Raw genomic sequence first — 20,756 nt, 5'->3', positions numbered from 1 at the left:
ACTCTCTTTACGATTAAATAGCCGCCGATGGGCTAATGACTTGGCTAGATAGTATCTACTTAAGTGATAATATAAAGATAGTTAGCATCACATATTGTGATAGTAAGTTTTGGGAGAAACCGAATGTACAACATTGAACAGCTGAAAATGTTTGTGTATGCCGTTGAATTAGGGTCATTTTCTGCCAGTGCTCGTCATTTGGGTAAGGTTCAGTCGGCGGTGAGCCAAGGCATCAGTAATCTTGAAATCGATTTTAATGTTGAGCTTTTTGATCGTTCGACTCGAAAGCCTTCACTAACCAAAGCGGGCGAGCAGTTATTTAAACAGGTGAAAGCAATCGTGCTTCAGGTTGAAGATCTGAATGTGACGGTTAGTGCGATGGGTAGCGGTGAAGAGGGGCTCATCAAAATTGCATTAGATGATTCATTACTGGTTCCGAACTTATCTAAGATCCTTAGTCAGTTCAGTTATCAATTCCCGGCGACTGAAGTTGAACTGGTTGCGTGTACCACAACAGAGGTCAATCCGTTAATTATCGAAGAGAGAGCCGACATTGGATTGATGTTTACCAACTTGGCTTTTGATGTCGGTTCTGAGCCATGCTTTATCGGTCACTTACCGTTTATTGCTGTGTGTCATCCAAGTCATGCGCTCGCAAAAACAGGTGTGGCGAAACTCACTGACTTACTCCCGCATCGTCAGTTAATGTTGAGGGGAGACAAAGGCAAGGTGATGGATCAGTTTCCGCTGATTGCCGGAAAGGTATGGTGGTCAAACAGCTTTATTGTGATCAAAGAGATGGTACTTGGCAGCGATATTGGGTGGGCATACTTACCCAAGCACCTTGTCGAAGAGGAGCTGAATAAGCAGCGTTTAGTGGAGATTAATGTCTCATTCGATCACAAAACATGGTCGCCTCCGGTTGATCTTGTTCTGTCTAAAACACGCTCAAAAGGTCCTGCATTACTTTGGCTTGAACAAGCATTGAAAGGCCTATTAGACGAAACTGAATAAAGAAAAGGCTCACCGTTTAACGTGTGAGCCTTTCTGTTCAAAGTGATGCTGCTTTTTGTTAGTTCTAGTTCTAGATGTAGATGCTATACGCTAGGTTTAACCGTCTGACCGTTGTAGTACTTGTCTTTCATCTTAAGCGCCACGTTCACAAGGTAAATCAGCACAGGGACTTCAATCAGTGGACCGATAACGCCTGCAAACGCTTGGTCTGAGTTGATACCGAATACTGAGATAGCCACGGCAATCGCTAGCTCGAAGTTGTTACCTGTTGCTGTAAATGCAATTGATGCGTTCTTGTCGTACTCGATGCCCATCTTTTTACCGATGAAGAAACTGATGAAGAACATCGCAGTGAAGTAGATAGTCAGTGGAACCGCAATTAATAGAACGTCCATTGGCAGTTCAACAATCATTTCACCTTTCAGGCTGAACATCAGAACGATGGTTGCCAGTAGTGCAATCAGTGTGATTGGAGAGATGCGTGGAATAAATACGTCGTTGTACCACTGCTCGCCTTTCATCGACACAAGGATCTTACGGCTTAGGAAGCCCGCTAGGAATGGGATACCTAGGTAGATAAGTACACTGTGTGCAATGTCGATCATCGAGATATCAACCAACATGCCTTCGTAACCAAATACTGGTGGAAGAACGCTGATGAACAACCACGCCATAAAGCTGTAGCTCACCACTTGGAATGCACTGTTTAGAGCAACCAATGCCGCGCCGTACTCTTTGTTACCGCCGCCGATGTCGTTCCAAACCAGAACCATCGCCACACAACGAGCAAGACCAATCAGAATCACCCCAACCATGTAACCTGGGTGGTCTCCCAAGAAAGTTAGTGCCAATACAAACATCAGAATTGGACCAACGATCCAGTTCATGATCAAAGAGAGCTTAATGGCTTTCTTATCTTTTACCACAGTGCCTAGCAGGTTGTAGTTAACCTTAGCCAGAGGTGGGTACATCATTAAGATAAGGCCAACCGCAAGCGGAATGTTAGTGGTGCCAACAGACATTGAATCGTTCCACTGTTCGATCTGTGGGAATAGGGTGCCGAGTAGTACACCAAGGCCCATGGCAATAAAAATCCACAGTGTTAAGTAGCGATCTAGAAAACCTAACTTTGGTTTCATGATAATCTCTCTTAGTTGATATCGTAAATCGTCGAAAAACGATTGGTTGTGGCAAAAAAACACGCTTAAAAGTAAAGGCTATCAAAGCCGATCATTCAAGCGTGAACTTCTATTTTAAAATGCTGTTAAATATCGATTCGAAGCGTTGAATATTGTCGCGGTCGATGCGGTAACACATCTTCGGCGGAATCGACTCAGCCGTAATAAAACCTGAGGCTTTCAATATTCTTAAGTGCTCTGATACCGTTGATTGAGCTAAACCCAATTCACTCACCAGATCACTGTTCAAGCAGCCGCCCGATTTTTCTAACGTGGAAAGGATACTCAATATACGTATTCTTGCTGGGTGAGCGAGTGCTTTCGCCAGTGCGGCCATTTGCTTTTCTGCTTTAGCATCACCGTGTTCGATGGGCAGAGAACAGCCACCAGATGTCGAGCAAGTTGAGTTCATATTGACGTCTCACTTTCATTAATCGTTAAAAGACGATTAATGATAAGCCTATTTTAAATAGGGGTCAATGCTCACTGTCTATTTGAACGAACTTTAAGGTGGCGATTCAGGGACTATGGTTGAACTCTGCTTTGACTCAGCTACGCAAAATGGCGTGAACATCGATTAAACGCCATTTTGCTCGGTTATCCGCTAGTTAAGAACGGTATAGCCTCGGTTGATCATACAGTTACGATTCACTTGAAACTTCTGCTGCTCAGATAGCTCGGCGGATTGTCTTTTTTGAGCACCGTGCTTTAAAGCGCCGCTGATAATACCGATGCCAGCACCAATTTTTGCACCATCATGACCACTCCCGCCAGAGACGGCTCCACCAACCGCACCCAGCGCTGCACCCTTAGCGGTTGAACCGACAATATCGCTGCCAAGAGAATCGACCTCTTCAGGCTTCACTTGTTGAGCGTATTGCTCACATTCATACAGATCGGCGTGATACTGTGTTTCATCAACACCTTTAGTATCGACAATAATTTGATTAGCAAATACTGAACTTGATGCTACAAGCAATATCGCTGCGATTGGAGAGAATGGAAATTTCACAATATAGACCTCTAGAGTATTCATTGCATTGTTAAAGTGACGTGTAGTTCTCGATGAAATCAAGGCGACGATCGGTGTACTCACCAGAATCCAACATCTTAGATAACCCGCGAAGCGTGTTGTAAGGCTGAGAAACGGCCACCATGTTAATGAGCCAATACGGAATATCGCCACCTGGATCACTCAATACTCGATAAGAGATATGGGTGGTGTTTTCGTCGATTGGTGTCAGGATCCAACTCGCCTCTAATTCAGCCACTCTGATGATTTTTTTATTATTGTTTGGCAGGTAATCAGGCCTACCATGCTGATCAATGGTGACAACCATCGTCTCTGGATCTTGAGTGATGACGTTCTCTACGATAGCTTCTCGATCGGCAACTGGCCAAGGTGCCTTGGTATAGGTTTTGGTGATCGTGTGCGCCGCACTAAAATGCTCTATTTCTTCCATGTCATCGATGTTTTCTACCCATTGCGTGCCAACAGAGGTATCGATAAAGAGTGCGATAATAGAAGTGAGGGACGCGTTGATGTCGCCTTCTGCTCGAAATTCTTTAAAGTGACTGCCTTCAATTTTACGGTTATAAACCTCGATGCCTTTTTTATCGCGTGCCAGTGACCAGCCATCGGTGTCTGATGCAAACACCGAAACTGAACAAGCAAGAAGAAGCAAAGTAATAATCTTATTCATCATGTTAATGAGCGCCCTTTCCAGCTGATTTTATTGGTTTTAGATAAGCGGTAACTGTTCAGCACGAGTAGGCTTTGAACACAAATACCGAAGGGTACGGTTAACGCAAATTTTGCGGGAACAAACAGTTCCTTAACCAAAATGAAGTAGGTGACGATCGACACCAAGAGCATCACAGAGCTGACAATGAGCGAATAAGCATGAATGGCAGACATGTCACTGATGAAGGCGTTCGCCGATACAAGCATCAAAAGCGGTCCCGCCCATGCGATGATGTTGGCTTTGATGAAGACTTTTAAAGCTTGTGCTTGCGATTGACAATTCACAATAAGATTCATGTTTTTGGAAAAGCCAGCCCAGATTGAGTTGAAGTCTGAATACATGTGCGTACTCATTAGTTTGTCTGCAAATGCCCAGAAAATCTTAAATCCATTGACCTTCATGACTTTTGCAAAGGCGATGTCTTCCGATATCGCGTTTGCTACTGCGGCGTGTCCACCGACTGCGTCGTAGGATTTTCGGGTAAACAACATCGCCTGACCGTTAGCAATCGCTTCTTCCTTAGTCATGTCGTTCGAGTTTTTAAAGTTCATATAAGATGCGATCGATAGAAAGATGCCCGGCAAGGTCGCTTTTTCTGCCACAGACGCAAAAGTTTGTTTTGGATTAAACGATAAGAGATCAGTTTTTTGTTGGATAGCAAAGTCGATAACGCTCTGTAGCATCGCGGGTGCTGAATCGGTATCTGCATCAATGAAATACACATATTCACCGCTCGCGTTGAGTGCGCCAGCCATACATGCATTGCTCTTACCAAGCCATCCGGTCGGTAACGTTCTACCTGAAATACAGCGCGCGTTAACGTCGAACTTACTGATCAATGCTTCTACTTTTGCACGGGTTGAGTCAGTAGAAAAGTCATCAACAACAATGACTTCAAACTTGTCTTTTGGGTAGCTCTGCTTCAATAGAGAGCCAAGGCTGATTTCAATATTGTCTTCTTCATTTCGCGCAGGAATAATGACGGAAACAGTCGGCCACTCAGTTCTTTTGAACGATATTTTAGGTTCAATGTGAATACGATGGCGCTCTAAGTTCGCAAGTGTAATTAGAAACTTGACGGTAACGATGCAAAGCAAGGTCGTAATAATAGCTAAAATCATAATGACTGTGGTCGGAATAAAGTGATGGAGAGACAGGAAAGAATATAGTGGAGTGTGACCTAGCGCACATCTTGTATGTAGGACTTAACCCTTCAAACTGGAATGCGCTTCTGTTAGCGTTTGCCTTGGAAAGATGTGAAACAGTGACTGACAGGCGGTAAAATAAGCATTGTATTCACCAGCGACTCTAGCGATATAATCGAACCCAGAACCGTTACTCAAGATAACGAATGATCATAATCCAATAATAGGTACGCCCGACATGCCCCAACAAAATATCAAATTTATCGCGACTGATATGGATGGCACCTTACTCGATGAGCATGGAAAGCTCGACCCTGAGTTTTTCAATCTTTATGAGCGCTTAGAAGCGCAAGATATTATTTTTGCTGCCGCGTCTGGCCGCCAGTATTACAGCTTGCTAGAAACATTTTCCCCGCTTAAAGATCGCATGATGTTTATTGCTGAAAACGGCACATTAGTGATGCACAAAGGCCAAGAACTTTACAGCTGCTTGCTTGATACTGATGCCATCAAAGACATCATCAAAGAAGCGCGAGCTATCGAAGGCGCTCATGTTGTGTTGTGTGGTAAGAAGTCGGCATACATCGAAACCAAAGACGAGCGTGCTTTAACTGAGATCTCTAAGTACTACCATCGCCGTGAGCAAGTAGAAGACTTGCTGGCGGTAGAAGACGATTTCATCAAGGTTGCTATTTGCCACTTTGATGGTTCACAAGAGAAAGTAAACCCAAGCATCGACGCTAAGTTTGGTGAGAATTACCAAGTGGTTGTGAGCGCAAAAATTTGGTTGGATGTGATGAACGCTGAAGCGTCAAAAGGTGCGGCGCTCAAGCATCTGCAAAACACATTAGGTTTCACTTACGAGCAGACCATGAGCTTTGGTGACTACCTGAATGACTTGGAAATGCTTAAAGAGAGCTACCACTCTTACGCAATGGAAAACGCACATCCTAAGCTGAAAGAGATCGCACGTTTTGGTGCGCCAAGTAACGTTGACGCGGGTGTGTTCCAAGTACTTGAGAAGTTGCTAGCGTAACGCTCTTAAGCTAGATTCGATTTTTATCAAAGCCAACTCGTGAAAATGAGTTGGCTTTTTTGTTGGCTGCTGTTGTATTGAGTTAAATTTGAACGAGTGTTCAGCTTGTTGTAGTCTAACCAGAAAGATGGGTATTCACTTTGAATTGGATACGCCTTAGTAACGATATTTGGAATGATTATGAGCAAGAAACTTCAACTTGATATTATTTCTGACGTAATGTGCCCGTGGTGCGTAGTCGGTTACAAAAACTTAGAGCTAGCCGTTGCGGAACTTGGTTTAGAAGACCAGATTGAACTTGAATGGCAGCCGTTTGAGCTTAACCCTGACATGCCGCAAGAGGGCGAAAACCTGCGTGCCCATATCATGAGAAAATACGGTTCTAGCGCAGAAGAGAGCCAACGTTCACGAGAACAGCTTTCGGCTCGCGGCCAAGCGGTTGGTTTCGATTTCAATTTCTATGACAGTATGAGAATGGTCAATTCCCGTCACCTGCATGTGCTTCTCGATTTTGCACTAGCGCACGGCAAACAGACTGAGTTAAAGCTACGCTTCTTTGCTGCTCACTTCACAGAGCAAAAAGACCTGTCCGATCTTGAAGTCATTGCACAAGAGCTTGAAGCGGTTGGCTTAGACTCAACGAAGGCACTGAAGCGCCTAAAGAACACCGACAACTTGAAGCAAATTGAAGCGCAAGAGTTTGAATGGCAACGCATGGGGATCTCTGCGGTTCCTACTGTGGTGTTCAACCGTAAGAGTGCAGTAACGGGCGCGCAGACGGTAGAAACCTACAAGCAGATTCTTCAAGAGCTTATTGCTGAATCATAAACGGATCATTGCTATCAATTAGAGTCTGAATTTCATGGAATCACTGTCACTCGCTCAAGCTCAAAAACTGGTATTGCTTTCGCAAAAGCTGCCGCCTAAGAAGTTGCCACCTAAAAAGCAATGCAATGGGGGCGCTTTGGCGAACACGTTGTCTGCGATTGAAAACCTTGGCTATGTGCAAATTGATACCATCTCTGTGATTCAGCGAGCTCACCACCACACGCTTTGGAATCGCAATCAAGATTACCAACTGAACCATCTTGATAAGCTGTTAGAGCGTCGAGAAGTATTTGAGTATTGGTCGCATGCCGCCGCGTATTTACCCATGCGTGACTTCCGATTCAGCCTACACCGCAAGAATGGCTTTGCGAGCGGTAAGCTCAAGCATTGGTATAAAAAGGATGACGCACTGATGGCTCATGTTCTCAAACGTATTGAGAATGAAGGGCCGTTGATGGCGAAAGATTTTGAAGGGGATAGGCCAAACCCCGGCGGTTGGGGCGGTAAACCGGCCAAGCAAGCATTAGAAACATTGTTCATGCAAGGCGACTTAATGGTGCCAAGCCGAGTTAACTTTCATAAGGTGTATGACCTAACCGAGCGAGTTTTACCGAGCGGAATTGATACCTCTGAGCCGACAGAACAAGAGTACATCGAGCATCTCATAAAGCGTTACTTAGAGGCTAACGGAGTTGGAATAGCGTCGGAAATGAGCTACCTACTCAAGAACACAAAGCCTTTGATTCAGAGAGCACTCCAACAGATGCTTGAAGATAAGCAGGTTCTGAAAGTAGATATTCAAGGCTCTGATTACTATGTCCTGCCAGGTGCTTTTGAACTGCTGAATCAACCTCTTTCCAGAACCAAGCTTAAGATACTGTCTCCGTTTGATAACCTGCTGATTCAACGAAAGCGAATGCAATCATTGTTCAACTTTGATTACCTCCTAGAATGCTATGTTCCAGAGGCCAAGCGTCAGTTTGGTTATTTTAGCTTACCGATTCTGTGGCAAGGTGAGCTGGTGGCACGAATGGATTGCAAGGTCGACAGGAAGAGTGGTTTGCTCAATATCCGTAACTTGGTTGTGGAAGAGCGAATTAAAAACCATGAGTTGTTGGTTCATGCTTTATGCGATGAACTAAAACACTTCATGGTGTTCAACCAATGTGATGAGATGATCGTCCATAACACCACGCCCTCTGATCTTGGCAAGCGCTTGATGAGCCAATGGCAAACAGTCTAGCGGTCTTTGTTGTTTAGAAAGCGCTTAGTTACTCAGCAAACGCAGCTAACAAGAACTCGACAAAGGTTCTGTTCTTCAACGACAGTTGCTTGGTTTTGTAGAGCAAGTGAATCGGCTTTGGTAACGGCGCCATGCCGGGTAGGATTTCCAACAGCGCTCCACGATCAATCTCTTCTGCGACTAAGATAGTCGGTTGCAACAACACGCCCACACCCTGCAGGGCGGCATACCGCAACACATCACCATTATTCGACATCAAGCGCACACGTTCTTTATTCGGTGTGGCGTGAGGAGCTTGGCTGCTGTAACTGAATCCAAGCGATGGGTGTTGTGCCAAGTCTTCTAATACTCTGATTTCAGCATGTTGGTTTAGGTAAGCGGGCGCCGCGCAATAACACATCTCATAATCCCCTAAATACCTTGCGACCAAGCTTGAATCGGACAGGTCGCCAATTCGCACAATCAGGTCAATGTCGGATGAATAAGGGTCGACAAGGTCATTATTCAACATCAGCTCAACGTTGATGGTTGGGTGATGTGCGAGAAATTTGGCCACGATAGGGGCAAGTACCTTGTTTCCATAGGTGACAGGGCAGTTTATTTTTACCGTGCCTTGTGGTTGATTTTCCAAGGTTTGAATCAGGTTCTCTGCATTGCTGATGTCTTCGAGAATTCGCTTACACTCACGATAGTAAAGTTGTCCTGAATCGGTTAACGATTGCTTACGCGTGGTGCGGTGGATCAGCTGAGACTTCAAACTGGCTTCTAAGGAATGGACATGTTTGCTTATCATGGTCGCCGACAGGTTGAAGTGGTTTGCGGCGCTGCGAAAGCTACCTTGTTCCACCACATAGACGAAGACTTTCATGCTGGTTAACTTATCCATTGAACACTTTTGGTTGATAAACAATAAACAAAACGTGAGTTTATCAATTATTAGGGGTTAATTATATTAATGGCAAACCGATAATTAACTAAAATAAGAGCGTGCAATGCCTCAAACGAATGAAACTATCTTTGTTACTGCCGAACTTAAGATCAAAACCAACATAGAACGAGCAGCTGCGCTCGAAGCTATCGAACAGTTTTGTTTAGACATGCAAAGCGAACCGGGCTGCCTCCAAGCAATTGCAACCTATGATCAAAGCCAAAGCGATCGTGTGATCTTGCTTGAGCAATACGCAAACCGCGAGGCGATCAATCAGCACTTTGTGATGCCTCATACCCAAGCGTTTATTGAGCGTGATATTACCGAGTTGGTTCAAGCATTCGAAACGCAACGTGGGCCTATCAAAGCACAAGAGCAGGAGAGCTAAGACATGAAATGGGGAATTCTAGGAACCAGTTTTATCTCAGGTGTAATGGCGGATGCAATTAAAGGCGATGCTCAAAGCGAGCTGTATGCCGTTGCTGGTCGCACTGAAAAAACACTTAACGAGTTTGCTGCCCAATACCAACCAACACAAACCTTCAACAGCTATGAAGCCTTGATTGAAGATGAGTCGGTCGACATTATCTATATTGCTCTGCCAAACCATGTTCATCATGAGTATGTGATTAAAGCGGCTCAAAAAGGCAAAGCGATCTTGTGTGAAAAATCGTTATCGGTTGATATGGAAAAAACCGAGCAAGCTTTACAAGCCGTGAAAGAAGCGGGCGTATTCTTTGCTGAAGGTCTGATGTATTTAAACCATCCACTTATCACCAAGCTTCATCAAGAACTGGCAACTGGTGAGATCGGCGAAGTGCGCTCAATTCAAGGTTCCTACGTTGCGGCGATTGATCAGTTCGTGAACCCAGCAAGCAAAGGCGCGTTGTACAACCTAGGTTGTTATCCAATGTCGCTGGTTCATTCTGTTGCGCAGCAGCAATTTGGTGAGAGCGTGTTCGATGACGTGCAGATCTCAGCAATCGGTCGACGAGGCGAAGATGGCAATATCTGTGAATCGTCGGCGATGATGCATTTCAACGACCGTTTTACCGCACAAATCCACACTGCTGAAGACCACGGTTTAAAGCATGGTTTTACGATCCTAGGCAGCAAAGGCTGTATCACGCTAGATACTAATCCATGGCTACCGACGGCAGAAAACACGTTTACGGTAGAGATCTATGAAACGTCGACACGTGAAGTGAAAGTCGAAGCGCAAGGCGATGGCTTCCATTATCAAGTGCGTAATATTCGCCAAGCGGTTGAGCGAGGTGACACACAACTTGCTGCGCCAATGGCAACTCATCAAGACTCTCGCGTAATCATGAAGTTATTAACTGATTGGGAACAAGCGGCGAGCTAATGTTTTAGTAAATTCTATACTCGTCTCATGTTTGATCGCCTCGTAAGCTATCAAACATGAGGCGTTTCCTCTATATCTTCCAGTCGACTCTCCCCAATAAATACTTTGCATTTGAAACCGCCACAGTGTCCAATATCAGCTAGTACGAAACTGACCGAAAAACCTTATTTTTTAAGGTGTTAAATAGGACCTTTGCCGCATGCGTAAATCAGATAAGAAAATCGAGAATCAAATCAGAGACGTGTTAACTGACGTTTGTGAAGACACGCTGAAAGGCTTCGATGGTTTTTTATGGGTGACTCACTCGGTCAACTTCTCATCTTTTCCGCAAAGTTTGAAAATTGTCTGTGTATTCGATACCAATCAGGATAGAACGAACTTCTTAAGTGGCGAAGGTCAACAGAGTGTCTCAGGGGCTATTCAACAAGCGTTCAATCAAGTTGGAATTCAACTGAAGAATATCGATAAGCATGTTAGCTACGATACGCAAGAAAATTGCGATCGCGACCATCAAGGGAAGTGGAACAAGAGGCTTTAAGGAGCGTTGTCATCGTTCTTGTTTAGACAGCCTATCCAAATTGAGTTTCAATAGTGTGGCGCTCAAACTGAGATTCGATACAGCAAATCCAAGTCCTATTCTGAGTTCTAGGCTCTGATAACTTCTCATCTTCCAAACCGTATTATTCTCATTTTGAGAAAATCTGAGCTGATTTCTCGTTAGCCGGAGATACTTGGTTTCCAAATAAAATTAAAATCACAAAAACTTATATTTTCCTTAATGCATTGATTTTGAATCGGCATTTGCTCGTTTTACTTGCCACCGATGAAACAAGACAGACGAGCACTTGAACAATAGAGCCATGTAGTCGATACTTTTTTCGTATTTTGATTCCTAAATTGACACGTAAGTTGGCTGACTTTTCGTTTTGTGATTTAAGGCATGACAGTATCGATTAGGAAATTTGAATCATGAAAACCTACATTTCTGGGCTGCTCGCACTCATACCGTCATGTTTAATCGCTGGTTACGCTTTTGCTGTTGGTACAGCGGTTGTGATGCCAGGGCAACATGAAGTTGGTGTTGATCTTTTGGGCTCCCCACTATCTACGAATGCCGTCATTGATTGGGAAATTTCCAACAGTGATATTGTGTTCGGAGCTTATGCCGACAAAGCCGACAATGAGCGGGCCACGACAATTGGTTATATGTACAACCAAGTCATGGCGATGAACTCGGGTTGGTTGGAGAACGATCTCCGTAACCAAGCTGAGTTAGAAGGCCTCAATTTCGAAGACTATTTCCTGCACTTTTCTGAAGATACTGTCATTGCCGAAGTTGATAAAACTCATGGCGAAAAGACCCTTTTAAACCGAAAACCTATGATCTTGGGTTATACAGCCAGTGAAGACCATGCTGGTTTTTGGTTGTATCAAGAGCCTCCGTGGGATGCCGATGTGTTTGAGAATTTCGAACAGGGTGGGGCTTTGTATGTCTATCATGCTGAACAGTTCGAACGGCTGACCTTTAAGTTCTCACAGTTTGCTGGCAGCGGTGAATTTTGGATTGAATACCCAACTGCTATTGATTCTCAGGGTAGGGTTTCACAATGGGAAAGGCTTGATGTAAAGAAAGACAAAACGCTCAATATGACCAAAAACCAATCGGTGATCTGGAACCTTCCGGATAACTGGTTAAGAGCTACAACTCATGATGGGAGCGGTGCGAGTTATGGCGGCGGCCAGTATTTTGGTTCAACCTTTTTGAGAGATGGTGGGCGCTTATACGTTGTGAGAGTTCGTTGGCAAAGTGAGAATGCCGACGACAGGCCGCGTTTAAAAGAAGTAAAACTCAAAAACAGTTTTCCAACCGTCAAGTTAACCGATGCTCCGACTTCAACCCCGGACGGCAATGCTATCAGCCAATGGCGAAAAATCCGTGGTTTTGATGTGTCTGCAGACCTAGATGGTGATAACTACTTGTCGCCAAGCGAGTATCGAAATCGAACCAATAAGAACGCGACAGCACGTTTTCGTTGGGAATCAAGAGTGGTGCCATTTGGTCGAATGTGGAGCGCTAACTCATCTTGGTCGCTAACGAACGTCGCAAACGCGGATTATCTATCTGCTATTCATCGCTACTACAAGCAAAGCTGGGCAAGACAAGGTTTGAATGGTGCGTACAACGACGACACAAATAAACTCATTGGCTCGAACCAGTTCTATGTTCACTCTGGCGGGCATGTTCAAGAGTTAGGAGCTGTTGCGGGTTCGAATCAAGCGGATGATCTCTACAAGCAACAATTTTCAGCGTTTCTCAAAAATCTTTCTGCTTTAGAAAGTGATGCGTCGATTGGGTTGAATATCGGAACCGCGAACTTACTGGGTCGAAATGGACAGTCTCATCTTAGCGAGGCGGGCTCTCTGTATTTACGCGAGCACTACATTTTTCCGTCTACTGGGTTTAGTGGTTACTCGGGGATCTCAAAATTCTGGGATAATTCTGCGCTCGCCTACAATGGGCAAAGTGTTATTTTTCAGGCGACAACGCGTTATGGGCGAGTTCAGTATCTTGGAAATAGTGAAGATAATTGGAAGCAAGACCAATACTCGACCCTAGCGATCTACCACCTCAATCGACACGCTCAACATAGCTACTTTAATCAGTGGAACAATGGTTACGTCTATGGAAGTGGCAATACGACGGCTGACACTTTCTGGCAAAGTGGTGTCCCTAAAAACATCGCCTACCAACCCAGTTCGTTATTGGCCGTTGACTTGGGAGAGCCGAGTCATCAAATCCCACATGGCTTTGCGCCGATTCCTTTGATGCTTTCGACAACGACACCTCAGCCTGCTGACTACACCATCGTTGGCGATTCCTCGATGAACGAAATGGTGCATGCTGATCTGCCCAATGGCATGACTCACGTTCTACCGACGTTCACGTACTTTATGTATCAATCTGAAAATCAGGTGGTTGCTGGTGGTCCTGAGGACATGGTGTTAGCGAGAGAGTTCAGCAATGGTCGTGTGTTGTATCGCACGGATTTCCACGGTAAGAATCAGAGCTTTTATGACGCGGCAAAACTCACCATTGCGCTGGATGTCCCAATGAAACCTGTTGATGCTAACGGCAACGTTGGTGACTATGTGAGTGAAATCGAAATTGGCGGTTATGAAGGGCTGTTCTTACTTTATTAGAACCAATGCGAGTGAGTGCTCTCGAACCAGAGCAGACTAGAGCTTAGGTTCGGGATATGAGCTTATTCTTTTTACACTGCTTAAACTCTTTGGCGATCCACGATTGCTCGTTTAAACCATTGTCGATTAGAGCAAAAAGGTAGCCATCGACTTTGCTTGAAGCTGCTGGATATTCTTGAAAATCGTGCTTAGGGTAGCCGGGGTAATCTGTCTCGTATTGAGCGTCTAACTGCTTACCGAGTTGACGCCATTTTACGAATAACTCCGAAGAAGACGTCTCAACCTTATATTGCCCCAAAATGCGTTGGTGATGGGTTAACGCCACTTTAGCGCAGTGGTTGGTCTGTACGACTTTTTGTATCAATTCAACTTGTTCTTCACTCATGGTTTTCGCCAGTACATTCTCTTGTTCGATGCGCGCCATTCGCTCACCAAACGTTTCAGCATGGATGGGAAACACAAAAGTAAGCGGTAAAGCCAATACCAAAAGACGCTTGTAGAACATAACCAAACTCGTTAGAAGGATTCGCGGCTATTATGCCGCCCGCCGCCAATATTATTAATGAATATAAACGCTTAATTGTAAGAATTATTTTTATCGAGTAGATAAACAGATGATTTTGGAGTGGTGGTATTCAGGTTCTGAATGTTTGGTTGGTGAGCCTGAAATTTGATGAGGGATCCGTTACGAATTAATGACCTTGATGCCTTTGTCTTGAAGCTCATCAATCACACTACTCGAAAGATCAATGTCGGTGATCACGCCATCAAGCGCACTTAAATCTAAGGCGTGGAAAGTAGCGATACGTCCGTATTTGGTTGAGTCTGAAATCAGATAGTTTGAATGAGCTGCTTGAACAATGGCTTGTTTGACTAATACCTTATTTTCACAAGGTGTCGAGAGCCCTTTTAGATTCCAAGATGAAGAAGAGATAAACGCAATATCAATATTCATCCCTGCCAAGAACTCAGCTACTTTTCCCCCAATACTCGATTGATTTTCACGGTCAATCTTGCCACCAGTATGGTAAATCTCAGATTGTGTGCTGTTCATTAGGTATGCGGCAATCGCGAAGTCATTGGTGATGATAAGCAGATCATCTCGCCCTGCAAGTTGGTGAGCGATCTCCAAAGAGGTTGTTCCAGCGTCTAAGTAGATAGTCGAATACTCAGGAACCAATTGAGCAGCTAGTTGACCTATTTGAGCTTTTTCGCTTGCTTGCTGTTCTACCTTGATGTCGTGTGACAATTCGCTGTGAAGTGCTTTAGTCAGCTGAACGCCACCCGAAACTGAAATCACTTTCCCTGATGTCTCTAGCTTTACGATATCTCGACGAATAGTCATATGAGACACCTCTAAGTGCTCAACAAGCTCAGAAATACTGATCACTTCTTGGTGTGATAATAGTGACAAAATGGTTCTCTGACGTTCCGCTGGAATCATGATTCTTCTTCTATGTTCTTATTTTTCATCATCCTATCAATCTTTGGTTGTTTTGTGAATATCTGTGAATATCTGTTGTGAAATAGCAATTAGAACTGTGATTGCTGCCGAAATTACCCTTATCTAATGCCTCTAAAGGGTTAAATTACTCATTAATGTTAACTTTTGTTAAATGTGTGACTTGTCACTAAGTCGCATTCGATTGCTTCACATATAATCACAAACATAAACAAGAATTAACAAATCTAGAATTCAATAATTACGTGAAAGGCATCTTGCTATGAAAGAAGTTCAATCTGTTGGTGTTATCGGTTTAGGTTCTATGGGCATGGGCGCAGCGAAGTCATGCGTGCGTGCAGGCCTTGATGTATATGGTTTCGATTTGAATCCGCAAGCGCTTGAAAACTTGGGTGAATATGGCGCAAAAGCGGTCTCTACAAGCGCGGTTGAGTTTGCCGACAAACTTGATTCAGTTTTGGTATTGGTTGTGAATGCAGCTCAAGTTAACACGGTACTGTTTAAGACTGGTCTTGCGGCGGCACTGAGACCTAACACGCCAGTTATGGTCTCGGCAACGATCTCAGCAGAAGACGCGAAACAAATCGAAGCTCAGCTTGCTGAACATGATCTTGTGATGCTGGATGCGCCAGTGTCCGGCGGTGCAGTAAAAGCAGAAGCGGGTGAAATGACGATTATGGCTTCAGGTGCGGTGACCACATTTGAAGCACTGGCTCCGGTACTTGATGCAACTGCAGCTAAAGTCTACAACATCGGCGAGACCATTGGCCTTGGTGCGACCGTTAAGATTATCCACCAGTTACTAGCAGGTGTTCATATTGCTGCGGGCGCTGAAGCGATGGCACTAGCCGCACGCGCAAACATTCCGCTTGATTTGATGTACGACGTTGTTACGAATGCAGCGGGCAACTCTTGGATGTTCGAGAACCGCATGAAGCACGTAGTCGATGGTGATTACTCTCCAAAATCTATGGTTGATATCTTTGTGAAGGATTTGAACTTGGTATCAGATACCGCTCAAAACCTGAAATTCCCACTCCCATTATCAAGTGCTGCACTGAACATGTTCGTTAGCGCGAGTAATGCTGGATTTGGTCAAGAAGACGACAGTGCAGTGATAAAAGTCTTCCAAGGTATTGACCTGCCGGGTGTAAACACGTCAAAGGCGGAGAAATAATCATGTTATTAGGTGTTATTGCAGACGACTTTACAGGTGCAACAGACATTGCTGGTTTCTTGGTTGAAAACGGTATGCGCACTGTTCAACTGAATGGGATTCCAACGGGAGAGTTTGACACATCAGCAGATGCTGTGGTGATCAGCCTTAAATCTCGCTCTTGCCCAGTTGACCAAGCGGTGACGGATTCGGTTACTGCGCTTAAATGGCTTCAATCTCAAGGTTGCCAACAGTTTTACTTTAAATACTGCTCAACGTTCGACAGTACCGCTGAGGGCAATATTGGTCCCGTAACAGATGCACTTTTGGCGGAACTTGGAGAATCTTTCACTATGGTTTGCCCTGCATTGCCAGTAAATGGTCGCACGGTTTACAACGGTCACTTGTTTGTTTTTGGTGAGTTGCTCAGTGATTCAGGTATGCGTAATCACCCTGTTACACCAATGACGGATTCAAGTGTGGTTCGAATGATGGACGCACAATCAGAAGGTGTTTCCGGTTTAGTTAACTTTCAAACGATTGAACAGGGCGCTGATGCGGTTACCGCTCGTTTTAACGAACTCAAAGCTCAAGGTAGTCGCTACGCCGTGGTAGACGCATTTAATGCAGAGCACTTGGTGACGTTAGGTCAAGCGGCTAAATCTCTGAAGCTAATCACAGGTGGCTCAGGCCTAGCTGCTGGTATCGCTAAAAATTGGACAGGACATCTTGCTGACCAAAGTGATGCAAAACATGCCGGTAGCCCAGTCAAAGCACCAACCGTTGTGTTCTCTGGTTCTTGTTCAGTGATGACTAACCAACAAGTTGCGGTATACAAGCAGCTTGCTCCTCACTTTGCTATCGATGTGAAGGCTTGCTTAACCAATGATCAATACGCCAATGATGTGTTCGATTGGGTGATGACCAATAACCAAGGCGAGTTTGCTCCTTTGGTTTATGCAACCGCAGATGCCGCCGCACTGAAAGCCATTCAAGAAGAGTACGGCGCACAAGCTTCAAGCCACGCCGTTGAACAGTTTTTTAGTCAACTCGCTATCAAACTGCACCAACATGGTGTGAAAAACTTCATTGTTGCTGGTGGTGAAACATCAGGCGTAGTGACGCAAAGTCTAGCCGTGAAAGGTTTTCATATTGGCCCTCAAATCGCACCAGGTGTGCCTTGGGTTAAATCGGTCGAAGGTGAGCTATCACTAGCGCTAAAATCGGGCAATTTTGGTGATAAAAACTTCTTCGCTAAAGCTCAATCATTCTTTTCATAAGCGAGATTCAAATGAGTAAAGTTTTGATGAACGAGCAGCAGTTAAGAGAGCAAATGGTCACGCTCGCTCGTTCAATGTTCGAACGAGGTTACGCCACTGGTGGTGCAGGTAACCTGTCTATCAAATTACCTAATGGGCATTTTCTAGCAACACCAACAGGCTCTTCATTTGGTCGCCTTGTCGCTGAGGAATTGTCGGTTGTTGATATCGATGGCAACCACATCTCAGGTAAGAAGCCTTCTAAAGAAGCGGCATTCCACTTAGCGATTTATAGAAATAATGCAGAATGCAATGCGATTGTTCATTTGCATTCTACTTACCTTACCGCGTTGTCTTGCCTTGAAGGGTTGGATCGTAATAACGCGATTAAGGCTTTCACACCGTATTTCGTGATGCGAATTGGTGAGTTACCAGTGATTCCTTACCTACGTCCGGGTGACCCACAAATCGCTGAAGAGTTGGCAAAACGAGCAGGTGATTATCGAGCATTTTTGTTAGCAAACCACGGCCCAGTAGTAACAGGCACTGACTTTGTTGATGCCGTTGATAACGCTGAAGAGCTAGAAGAGACCGCCAAATTAGCATTCTTATTGAAAGGGAATGATATCCGTTACCTAACGGACGAAGAAGTGATGGATTTAAAAGGGAGAGGCAAATAATGGCTAAGTTCGCAGCAAACTTAACGATGTTATTCACAGAAGTACCATTTCTAGAGCGTTTTGAAAAAGCACACCAAGCCGGTTTCAAAGCTGTTGAATACCTATTCCCTTATGCATTTGAGGCCGAAGAGCTTGCAGCAAAAATGCAGAGATTTGGTTTTGAGCAGGCGCTTTTTAACATGCCTCCAGGTAATTGGGATGCGGGTGAGCGTGGTTTTGCCGCTATTCCAGATCGTGAAGAGGAATTTAAAGCTAGTGTTGATACGGCGCTTATGTACGCGAAAGCTCTGGGCTGTAAAAAAGTCCATGCAATGTCCGGCATATTGAATGAGAACTTTACTAAGCAACAACACGTTGAAACCTTCATCTCAAACATTCGTTTTGCGGCTGATAAGTTTGCTGAGCAAGGCATCGAATTGATGATTGAACCTCTTAATAGCCGTGATGTTCCGAACTATTTTGTGGCGCATCAACGTGAAGCTGTCGAACTGATTAAGTTGGTCGATAGACCAAATGTGAAACTTCAACTCGACCTTTATCACGCGCAAATCATGGATGGTGATTTAAGTACTTTGATTCGTGAAGTTGCTGCTTATACCGGTCATATCCAAATTGCTTCTGTACCAGAGAGGCATGAACCATCGGAAGGCGAACTGAACTACCCACATTTATTTAGTGTTTTGGATGATTCAGGTTACCAAGGTTGGATTGGCTGTGAATATAACCCAAGAAGCACGACAGAAGAGGGGCTTAGCTGGGTAAAAAGTTATTTATAGCGCGGTGTGAATGGCGTTTATATGTAACGAATCATAAAAGTAAAAACTGATTTAGATAACACGGCTTACAGGTAAGCCAACACATAACGATAAAGTGCAATGGGTGACCCGGTATCACCCATATGCACCACCCTACAAATTTTCTAAAAATGAAGAAAGAGACAAAAGGAATATAAAAATGGATGGAGCACTGATAGGCATCGTAATTGGCATTTTAGCCATGATGGGCATGATCATTAAAACAAGAATCCCAGTGGCGCTTGCGATGATTATTGCAAGTATCATCATGGGGCTATTCGCTGGTATGGCACCAACAGAGCTGATCAACGCAATTAAAGCCGGCTTTGGTGGCGTGCTTGGTGGTATTGGTTTGATTATCGCGTTCGGCGTTATCATGGGCGCGTGTTTCGAGCGTTCTGGTGCGGCTGTTAGAATGGCAAAAACGTTTGTAAAGCTGTGTGGTAAAGGTCGTGAAGACTTAGCACTAGGTTTTACAGGTGTACTTGTCGCTATCCCAGTTTTCTGTGACTCTGCGTACATCATTTTGCATTCTCTTGTTCGCGCAATTTCACGTGATACGGGTAAGTCAGCGGTTGGCCTTGGTGTAACTCTAGCGCTTGGCTTGCTTATCACTCACGCACTTGTGCCACCAACACCGGGTCCAGTTGCTGTGGCTGGAATTCTGGGTGTAGATCTAGGTGAATACATGTTATGGGGTTTGATGGTTTCTATCCCTATGATGCTTCTTTCTATGATTTATATTCGCCGAGTAGGTAACGAGTACTACCGCGTACCAAACGGTGAGACATGGATTACTAACCAAGCTGATTGGGCAAACCTTGAGAAAGTAAAAGAAACAGATGACAGAGAGCTACCAAGTAACTTTTTATCATTCGGTCCAATTCTGCTGCCAATCGCATTCATCCTAATCAACACGCTTGTTGGTCAAGGTGACACTGCAATGCACAACGTTATTTCGTTGATTGGTAACCCAGTGGTTGCTGTTGGTATCGGTGTTCTTATGGCGCTATACGGTCTTACTCGTCATATTGAGCGCAAAGACATGGTTAGCTCTATGGATGATGCTCTGTCTACTACAGGTCTAATTCTTGTGGTAACTGGCTGTGGTGGCGCAATGGGTGCAGTACTTAAAGCATCAGGTGCTGGCCCTCAAGTAGCCGAAGCTATCGCGAGCAGCGGTATTCCACCACTACTTGTACCACTAGCAATTGCTTCAATGCTTCGTCTAATCCAAGGTTCAGCAACGGCATCAATGATGGTTGCAGCAACGATGACGCTGCCATTGGTTGAAACGTTAGGTCTAGACCCAGTATTCGTAGCACTTGCATGTGCGGTAGGTCCGGTTGGCTTCTCTCATTTGAACGATTCATACTTCCACATCATCAACCGTACGTTAGGTATTACTGAACTTGCTGACCAAATTAAGATCTGGTCTGTGTCTTCAACTATCGCATGGGCGATTGGTGCAAGCATCATCATGATTCTAAACTTAGTGTTTGGTAAAGGCGGTACGTTGATCGACCCACTGATTCCAATTGCGGTTCTAGGTGCTGTATTCGTGTGGCTAAAAAGCAAAGAGAAATCACAAGTAAAGACAGCCGTTACTAACTAATACTACTTACCTTTATATACTGCCCCTATTAAGTGATTAGCTTGCTGATCTTCAATAGGGGCATTTTTGGATCGGGCACTCATCAAAATTACTAATCTTTTGGATC

Annotated in this window: 21 protein-coding genes; 13 read left to right on the top strand and 8 right to left on the bottom strand. The window is 44.6% G+C overall.

What is annotated here, in order from left to right:
- Nucleotides 1–123 precede the first annotated feature (123 nt).
- Nucleotides 124–1,014: a LysR family transcriptional regulator gene (locus AB6E52_RS10250; protein ID WP_102320693.1), complete on the top strand. Its 891-nt coding sequence runs from the start codon at nucleotides 124–126 to the stop codon at nucleotides 1,012–1,014.
- 83 nt (nucleotides 1,015–1,097) lie between these two features.
- Here the strand turns inward: AB6E52_RS10250 and arsB are convergent, their stop codons facing one another.
- The 5 genes from arsB to AB6E52_RS10225 form a co-directional block, all read right to left on the bottom strand.
- Nucleotides 1,098–2,153 (bottom strand): ACR3 family arsenite efflux transporter, encoded by a 1,056-nt coding sequence (gene arsB, locus AB6E52_RS10245; RefSeq protein ID WP_102320692.1) that lies wholly within the window; start codon nucleotides 2,151–2,153, stop codon nucleotides 1,098–1,100.
- Nucleotides 2,154–2,262: 109 nt separating this feature from the next.
- Nucleotides 2,263–2,604, bottom strand: a complete 342-nt coding sequence (locus AB6E52_RS10240) for a helix-turn-helix transcriptional regulator (RefSeq protein ID WP_017064015.1) — start codon at nucleotides 2,602–2,604, stop codon at nucleotides 2,263–2,265.
- Nucleotides 2,605–2,796: 192 nt separating this feature from the next.
- Complete coding sequence (locus tag AB6E52_RS10235) at nucleotides 2,797–3,204, bottom strand: glycine zipper family protein (RefSeq protein WP_029235181.1); 408 nt, start codon at nucleotides 3,202–3,204, stop codon at nucleotides 2,797–2,799.
- Nucleotides 3,205–3,235: 31 nt separating this feature from the next.
- Nucleotides 3,236–3,898, bottom strand: coding sequence for an START domain-containing protein (locus AB6E52_RS10230; RefSeq protein WP_065583761.1), 663 nt, complete (start codon nucleotides 3,896–3,898; stop codon nucleotides 3,236–3,238).
- Nucleotides 3,895–5,058: a glycosyltransferase family 2 protein gene (locus AB6E52_RS10225; RefSeq protein WP_017064013.1), complete on the bottom strand. Its 1,164-nt coding sequence runs from the start codon at nucleotides 5,056–5,058 to the stop codon at nucleotides 3,895–3,897. The genes AB6E52_RS10230 and AB6E52_RS10225 overlap by 4 nt, the downstream gene beginning before the upstream one ends.
- A 262-nt stretch (nucleotides 5,059–5,320) precedes the next feature.
- On the opposite strand from AB6E52_RS10225, the gene AB6E52_RS10220 reads away from it, so the two are divergent.
- The 3 genes from AB6E52_RS10220 to AB6E52_RS10210 all read left to right on the top strand — a co-directional run bounded on the left by AB6E52_RS10220 (nucleotide 5,321) and on the right by AB6E52_RS10210 (nucleotide 8,189).
- A complete protein-coding gene (locus tag AB6E52_RS10220) occupies nucleotides 5,321–6,118 on the top strand; it encodes a Cof-type HAD-IIB family hydrolase (RefSeq protein WP_102320691.1) in 798 nt (265 codons plus the stop codon).
- A 180-nt stretch (nucleotides 6,119–6,298) separates the two neighbouring features.
- On the top strand, nucleotides 6,299–6,946 hold the full coding sequence (locus AB6E52_RS10215) for a DsbA family oxidoreductase (RefSeq protein ID WP_017060931.1): 648 nt from the start codon (nucleotides 6,299–6,301) through the stop codon (nucleotides 6,944–6,946).
- Between the two features lie 34 nt (nucleotides 6,947–6,980).
- Nucleotides 6,981–8,189, top strand: coding sequence for a winged helix-turn-helix domain-containing protein (locus tag AB6E52_RS10210; RefSeq protein WP_102320690.1), 1,209 nt, complete (start codon nucleotides 6,981–6,983; stop codon nucleotides 8,187–8,189).
- Between the two features lie 28 nt (nucleotides 8,190–8,217).
- On the opposite strand, the gene AB6E52_RS10205 is transcribed toward AB6E52_RS10210, so the two are convergent.
- On the bottom strand, nucleotides 8,218–9,075 hold the full coding sequence (locus AB6E52_RS10205) for a LysR substrate-binding domain-containing protein (protein ID WP_017069718.1): 858 nt from the start codon (nucleotides 9,073–9,075) through the stop codon (nucleotides 8,218–8,220).
- Nucleotides 9,076–9,181: 106 nt separating this feature from the next.
- On the opposite strand from AB6E52_RS10205, the gene AB6E52_RS10200 reads away from it, so the two are divergent.
- From AB6E52_RS10200 to AB6E52_RS10185, 4 genes are all read left to right on the top strand, one after another.
- Complete coding sequence (locus AB6E52_RS10200) at nucleotides 9,182–9,505, top strand: putative quinol monooxygenase (RefSeq protein ID WP_102320689.1); 324 nt, start codon at nucleotides 9,182–9,184, stop codon at nucleotides 9,503–9,505.
- A gap of 3 nt (nucleotides 9,506–9,508) precedes the next feature.
- Nucleotides 9,509–10,483, top strand: a complete 975-nt coding sequence (locus AB6E52_RS10195; RefSeq protein ID WP_102320688.1) for a Gfo/Idh/MocA family protein — start codon at nucleotides 9,509–9,511, stop codon at nucleotides 10,481–10,483.
- A 199-nt stretch (nucleotides 10,484–10,682) separates the two neighbouring features.
- Nucleotides 10,683–11,021, top strand: a complete 339-nt coding sequence (locus AB6E52_RS10190) for a hypothetical protein (RefSeq protein ID WP_017060926.1) — start codon at nucleotides 10,683–10,685, stop codon at nucleotides 11,019–11,021.
- 431 nt (nucleotides 11,022–11,452) lie between these two features.
- Nucleotides 11,453–13,684, top strand: a complete 2,232-nt coding sequence (locus AB6E52_RS10185) for a hypothetical protein (protein WP_102320687.1) — start codon at nucleotides 11,453–11,455, stop codon at nucleotides 13,682–13,684.
- 43 nt (nucleotides 13,685–13,727) lie between these two features.
- Here AB6E52_RS10185 and AB6E52_RS10180 read toward each other — a convergent pair whose 3' ends face one another.
- Nucleotides 13,728–14,189, bottom strand: coding sequence for a hypothetical protein (locus tag AB6E52_RS10180; protein ID WP_102320686.1), 462 nt, complete (start codon nucleotides 14,187–14,189; stop codon nucleotides 13,728–13,730).
- 180 nt (nucleotides 14,190–14,369) lie between these two features.
- Nucleotides 14,370–15,128 (bottom strand): DeoR/GlpR family DNA-binding transcription regulator, encoded by a 759-nt coding sequence (locus AB6E52_RS10175; protein WP_017072299.1) that lies wholly within the window; start codon nucleotides 15,126–15,128, stop codon nucleotides 14,370–14,372.
- A 280-nt stretch (nucleotides 15,129–15,408) separates the two neighbouring features.
- On the opposite strand from AB6E52_RS10175, the gene ltnD reads away from it, so the two are divergent.
- The 5 genes from ltnD to AB6E52_RS10150 all read left to right on the top strand — a co-directional run bounded on the left by ltnD (nucleotide 15,409) and on the right by AB6E52_RS10150 (nucleotide 20,650).
- Nucleotides 15,409–16,323, top strand: coding sequence for an L-threonate dehydrogenase (gene ltnD, locus AB6E52_RS10170; protein WP_017072298.1), 915 nt, complete (start codon nucleotides 15,409–15,411; stop codon nucleotides 16,321–16,323).
- A 2-nt stretch (nucleotides 16,324–16,325) separates the two neighbouring features.
- A complete protein-coding gene (gene otnK, locus AB6E52_RS10165; RefSeq protein WP_102320685.1) occupies nucleotides 16,326–17,582 on the top strand; it encodes a 3-oxo-tetronate kinase in 1,257 nt (418 codons plus the stop codon).
- An 11-nt stretch (nucleotides 17,583–17,593) separates the two neighbouring features.
- Nucleotides 17,594–18,241: an aldolase gene (locus AB6E52_RS10160; protein ID WP_171349682.1), complete on the top strand. Its 648-nt coding sequence runs from the start codon at nucleotides 17,594–17,596 to the stop codon at nucleotides 18,239–18,241.
- Complete coding sequence (gene otnI, locus AB6E52_RS10155; RefSeq protein ID WP_102320684.1) at nucleotides 18,241–19,017, top strand: 2-oxo-tetronate isomerase; 777 nt, start codon at nucleotides 18,241–18,243, stop codon at nucleotides 19,015–19,017. Before AB6E52_RS10160 ends, otnI begins: the two co-directional genes overlap by 1 nt.
- Before the next feature lie 178 nt (nucleotides 19,018–19,195).
- On the top strand, nucleotides 19,196–20,650 hold the full coding sequence (locus AB6E52_RS10150; protein ID WP_017086589.1) for a GntP family permease: 1,455 nt from the start codon (nucleotides 19,196–19,198) through the stop codon (nucleotides 20,648–20,650).
- Nucleotides 20,651–20,756: the final 106 nt, after the last annotated feature.

Origin of the sequence: Vibrio sp. 10N.247.311.13 (genome assembly GCF_041467595.1) — a bacterium.
Classification (GTDB): Bacteria; Pseudomonadota; Gammaproteobacteria; order Enterobacterales; family Vibrionaceae; genus Vibrio; species Vibrio crassostreae_C.
The sequence above is the reverse complement of the archived record's forward strand: the minus strand, read 5'-3'. Positions and strand labels throughout refer to the sequence as shown.

What these genes read in the sequence shown, in the direction of transcription:
- AB6E52_RS10190 (WP_017060926.1), top strand. Translation starts at nt 10,683, where the DNA reads ATGCGTAAATCAGATAAGAAAATCGAGAATCAAATCAGAGACGTGTTA.
- AB6E52_RS10160 (WP_171349682.1), top strand. Translation starts at nt 17,594, where the DNA reads ATGAGTAAAGTTTTGATGAACGAGCAGCAGTTAAGAGAGCAAATGGTC.
- AB6E52_RS10205 (WP_017069718.1), bottom strand. Translation starts at nt 9,075, where the DNA reads ATGGATAAGTTAACCAGCATGAAAGTCTTCGTCTATGTGGTGGAACAA.
- AB6E52_RS10250 (WP_102320693.1), top strand. Translation starts at nt 124, where the DNA reads ATGTACAACATTGAACAGCTGAAAATGTTTGTGTATGCCGTTGAATTA.
- AB6E52_RS10230 (WP_065583761.1), bottom strand. Translation starts at nt 3,898, where the DNA reads ATGATGAATAAGATTATTACTTTGCTTCTTCTTGCTTGTTCAGTTTCG.
- ltnD (WP_017072298.1), top strand. Translation starts at nt 15,409, where the DNA reads ATGAAAGAAGTTCAATCTGTTGGTGTTATCGGTTTAGGTTCTATGGGC.
- AB6E52_RS10200 (WP_102320689.1), top strand. Translation starts at nt 9,182, where the DNA reads ATGCCTCAAACGAATGAAACTATCTTTGTTACTGCCGAACTTAAGATC.
- AB6E52_RS10180 (WP_102320686.1), bottom strand. Translation starts at nt 14,189, where the DNA reads ATGTTCTACAAGCGTCTTTTGGTATTGGCTTTACCGCTTACTTTTGTG.
- AB6E52_RS10185 (WP_102320687.1), top strand. Translation starts at nt 11,453, where the DNA reads ATGAAAACCTACATTTCTGGGCTGCTCGCACTCATACCGTCATGTTTA.
- AB6E52_RS10175 (WP_017072299.1), bottom strand. Translation starts at nt 15,128, where the DNA reads ATGATTCCAGCGGAACGTCAGAGAACCATTTTGTCACTATTATCACAC.
- AB6E52_RS10210 (WP_102320690.1), top strand. Translation starts at nt 6,981, where the DNA reads ATGGAATCACTGTCACTCGCTCAAGCTCAAAAACTGGTATTGCTTTCG.
- AB6E52_RS10215 (WP_017060931.1), top strand. Translation starts at nt 6,299, where the DNA reads ATGAGCAAGAAACTTCAACTTGATATTATTTCTGACGTAATGTGCCCG.
- AB6E52_RS10195 (WP_102320688.1), top strand. Translation starts at nt 9,509, where the DNA reads ATGAAATGGGGAATTCTAGGAACCAGTTTTATCTCAGGTGTAATGGCG.
- AB6E52_RS10150 (WP_017086589.1), top strand. Translation starts at nt 19,196, where the DNA reads ATGGATGGAGCACTGATAGGCATCGTAATTGGCATTTTAGCCATGATG.
- AB6E52_RS10240 (WP_017064015.1), bottom strand. Translation starts at nt 2,604, where the DNA reads ATGAACTCAACTTGCTCGACATCTGGTGGCTGTTCTCTGCCCATCGAA.
- arsB (WP_102320692.1), bottom strand. Translation starts at nt 2,153, where the DNA reads ATGAAACCAAAGTTAGGTTTTCTAGATCGCTACTTAACACTGTGGATT.
- AB6E52_RS10225 (WP_017064013.1), bottom strand. Translation starts at nt 5,058, where the DNA reads ATGATTTTAGCTATTATTACGACCTTGCTTTGCATCGTTACCGTCAAG.
- otnK (WP_102320685.1), top strand. Translation starts at nt 16,326, where the DNA reads ATGTTATTAGGTGTTATTGCAGACGACTTTACAGGTGCAACAGACATT.
- AB6E52_RS10220 (WP_102320691.1), top strand. Translation starts at nt 5,321, where the DNA reads ATGCCCCAACAAAATATCAAATTTATCGCGACTGATATGGATGGCACC.
- otnI (WP_102320684.1), top strand. Translation starts at nt 18,241, where the DNA reads ATGGCTAAGTTCGCAGCAAACTTAACGATGTTATTCACAGAAGTACCA.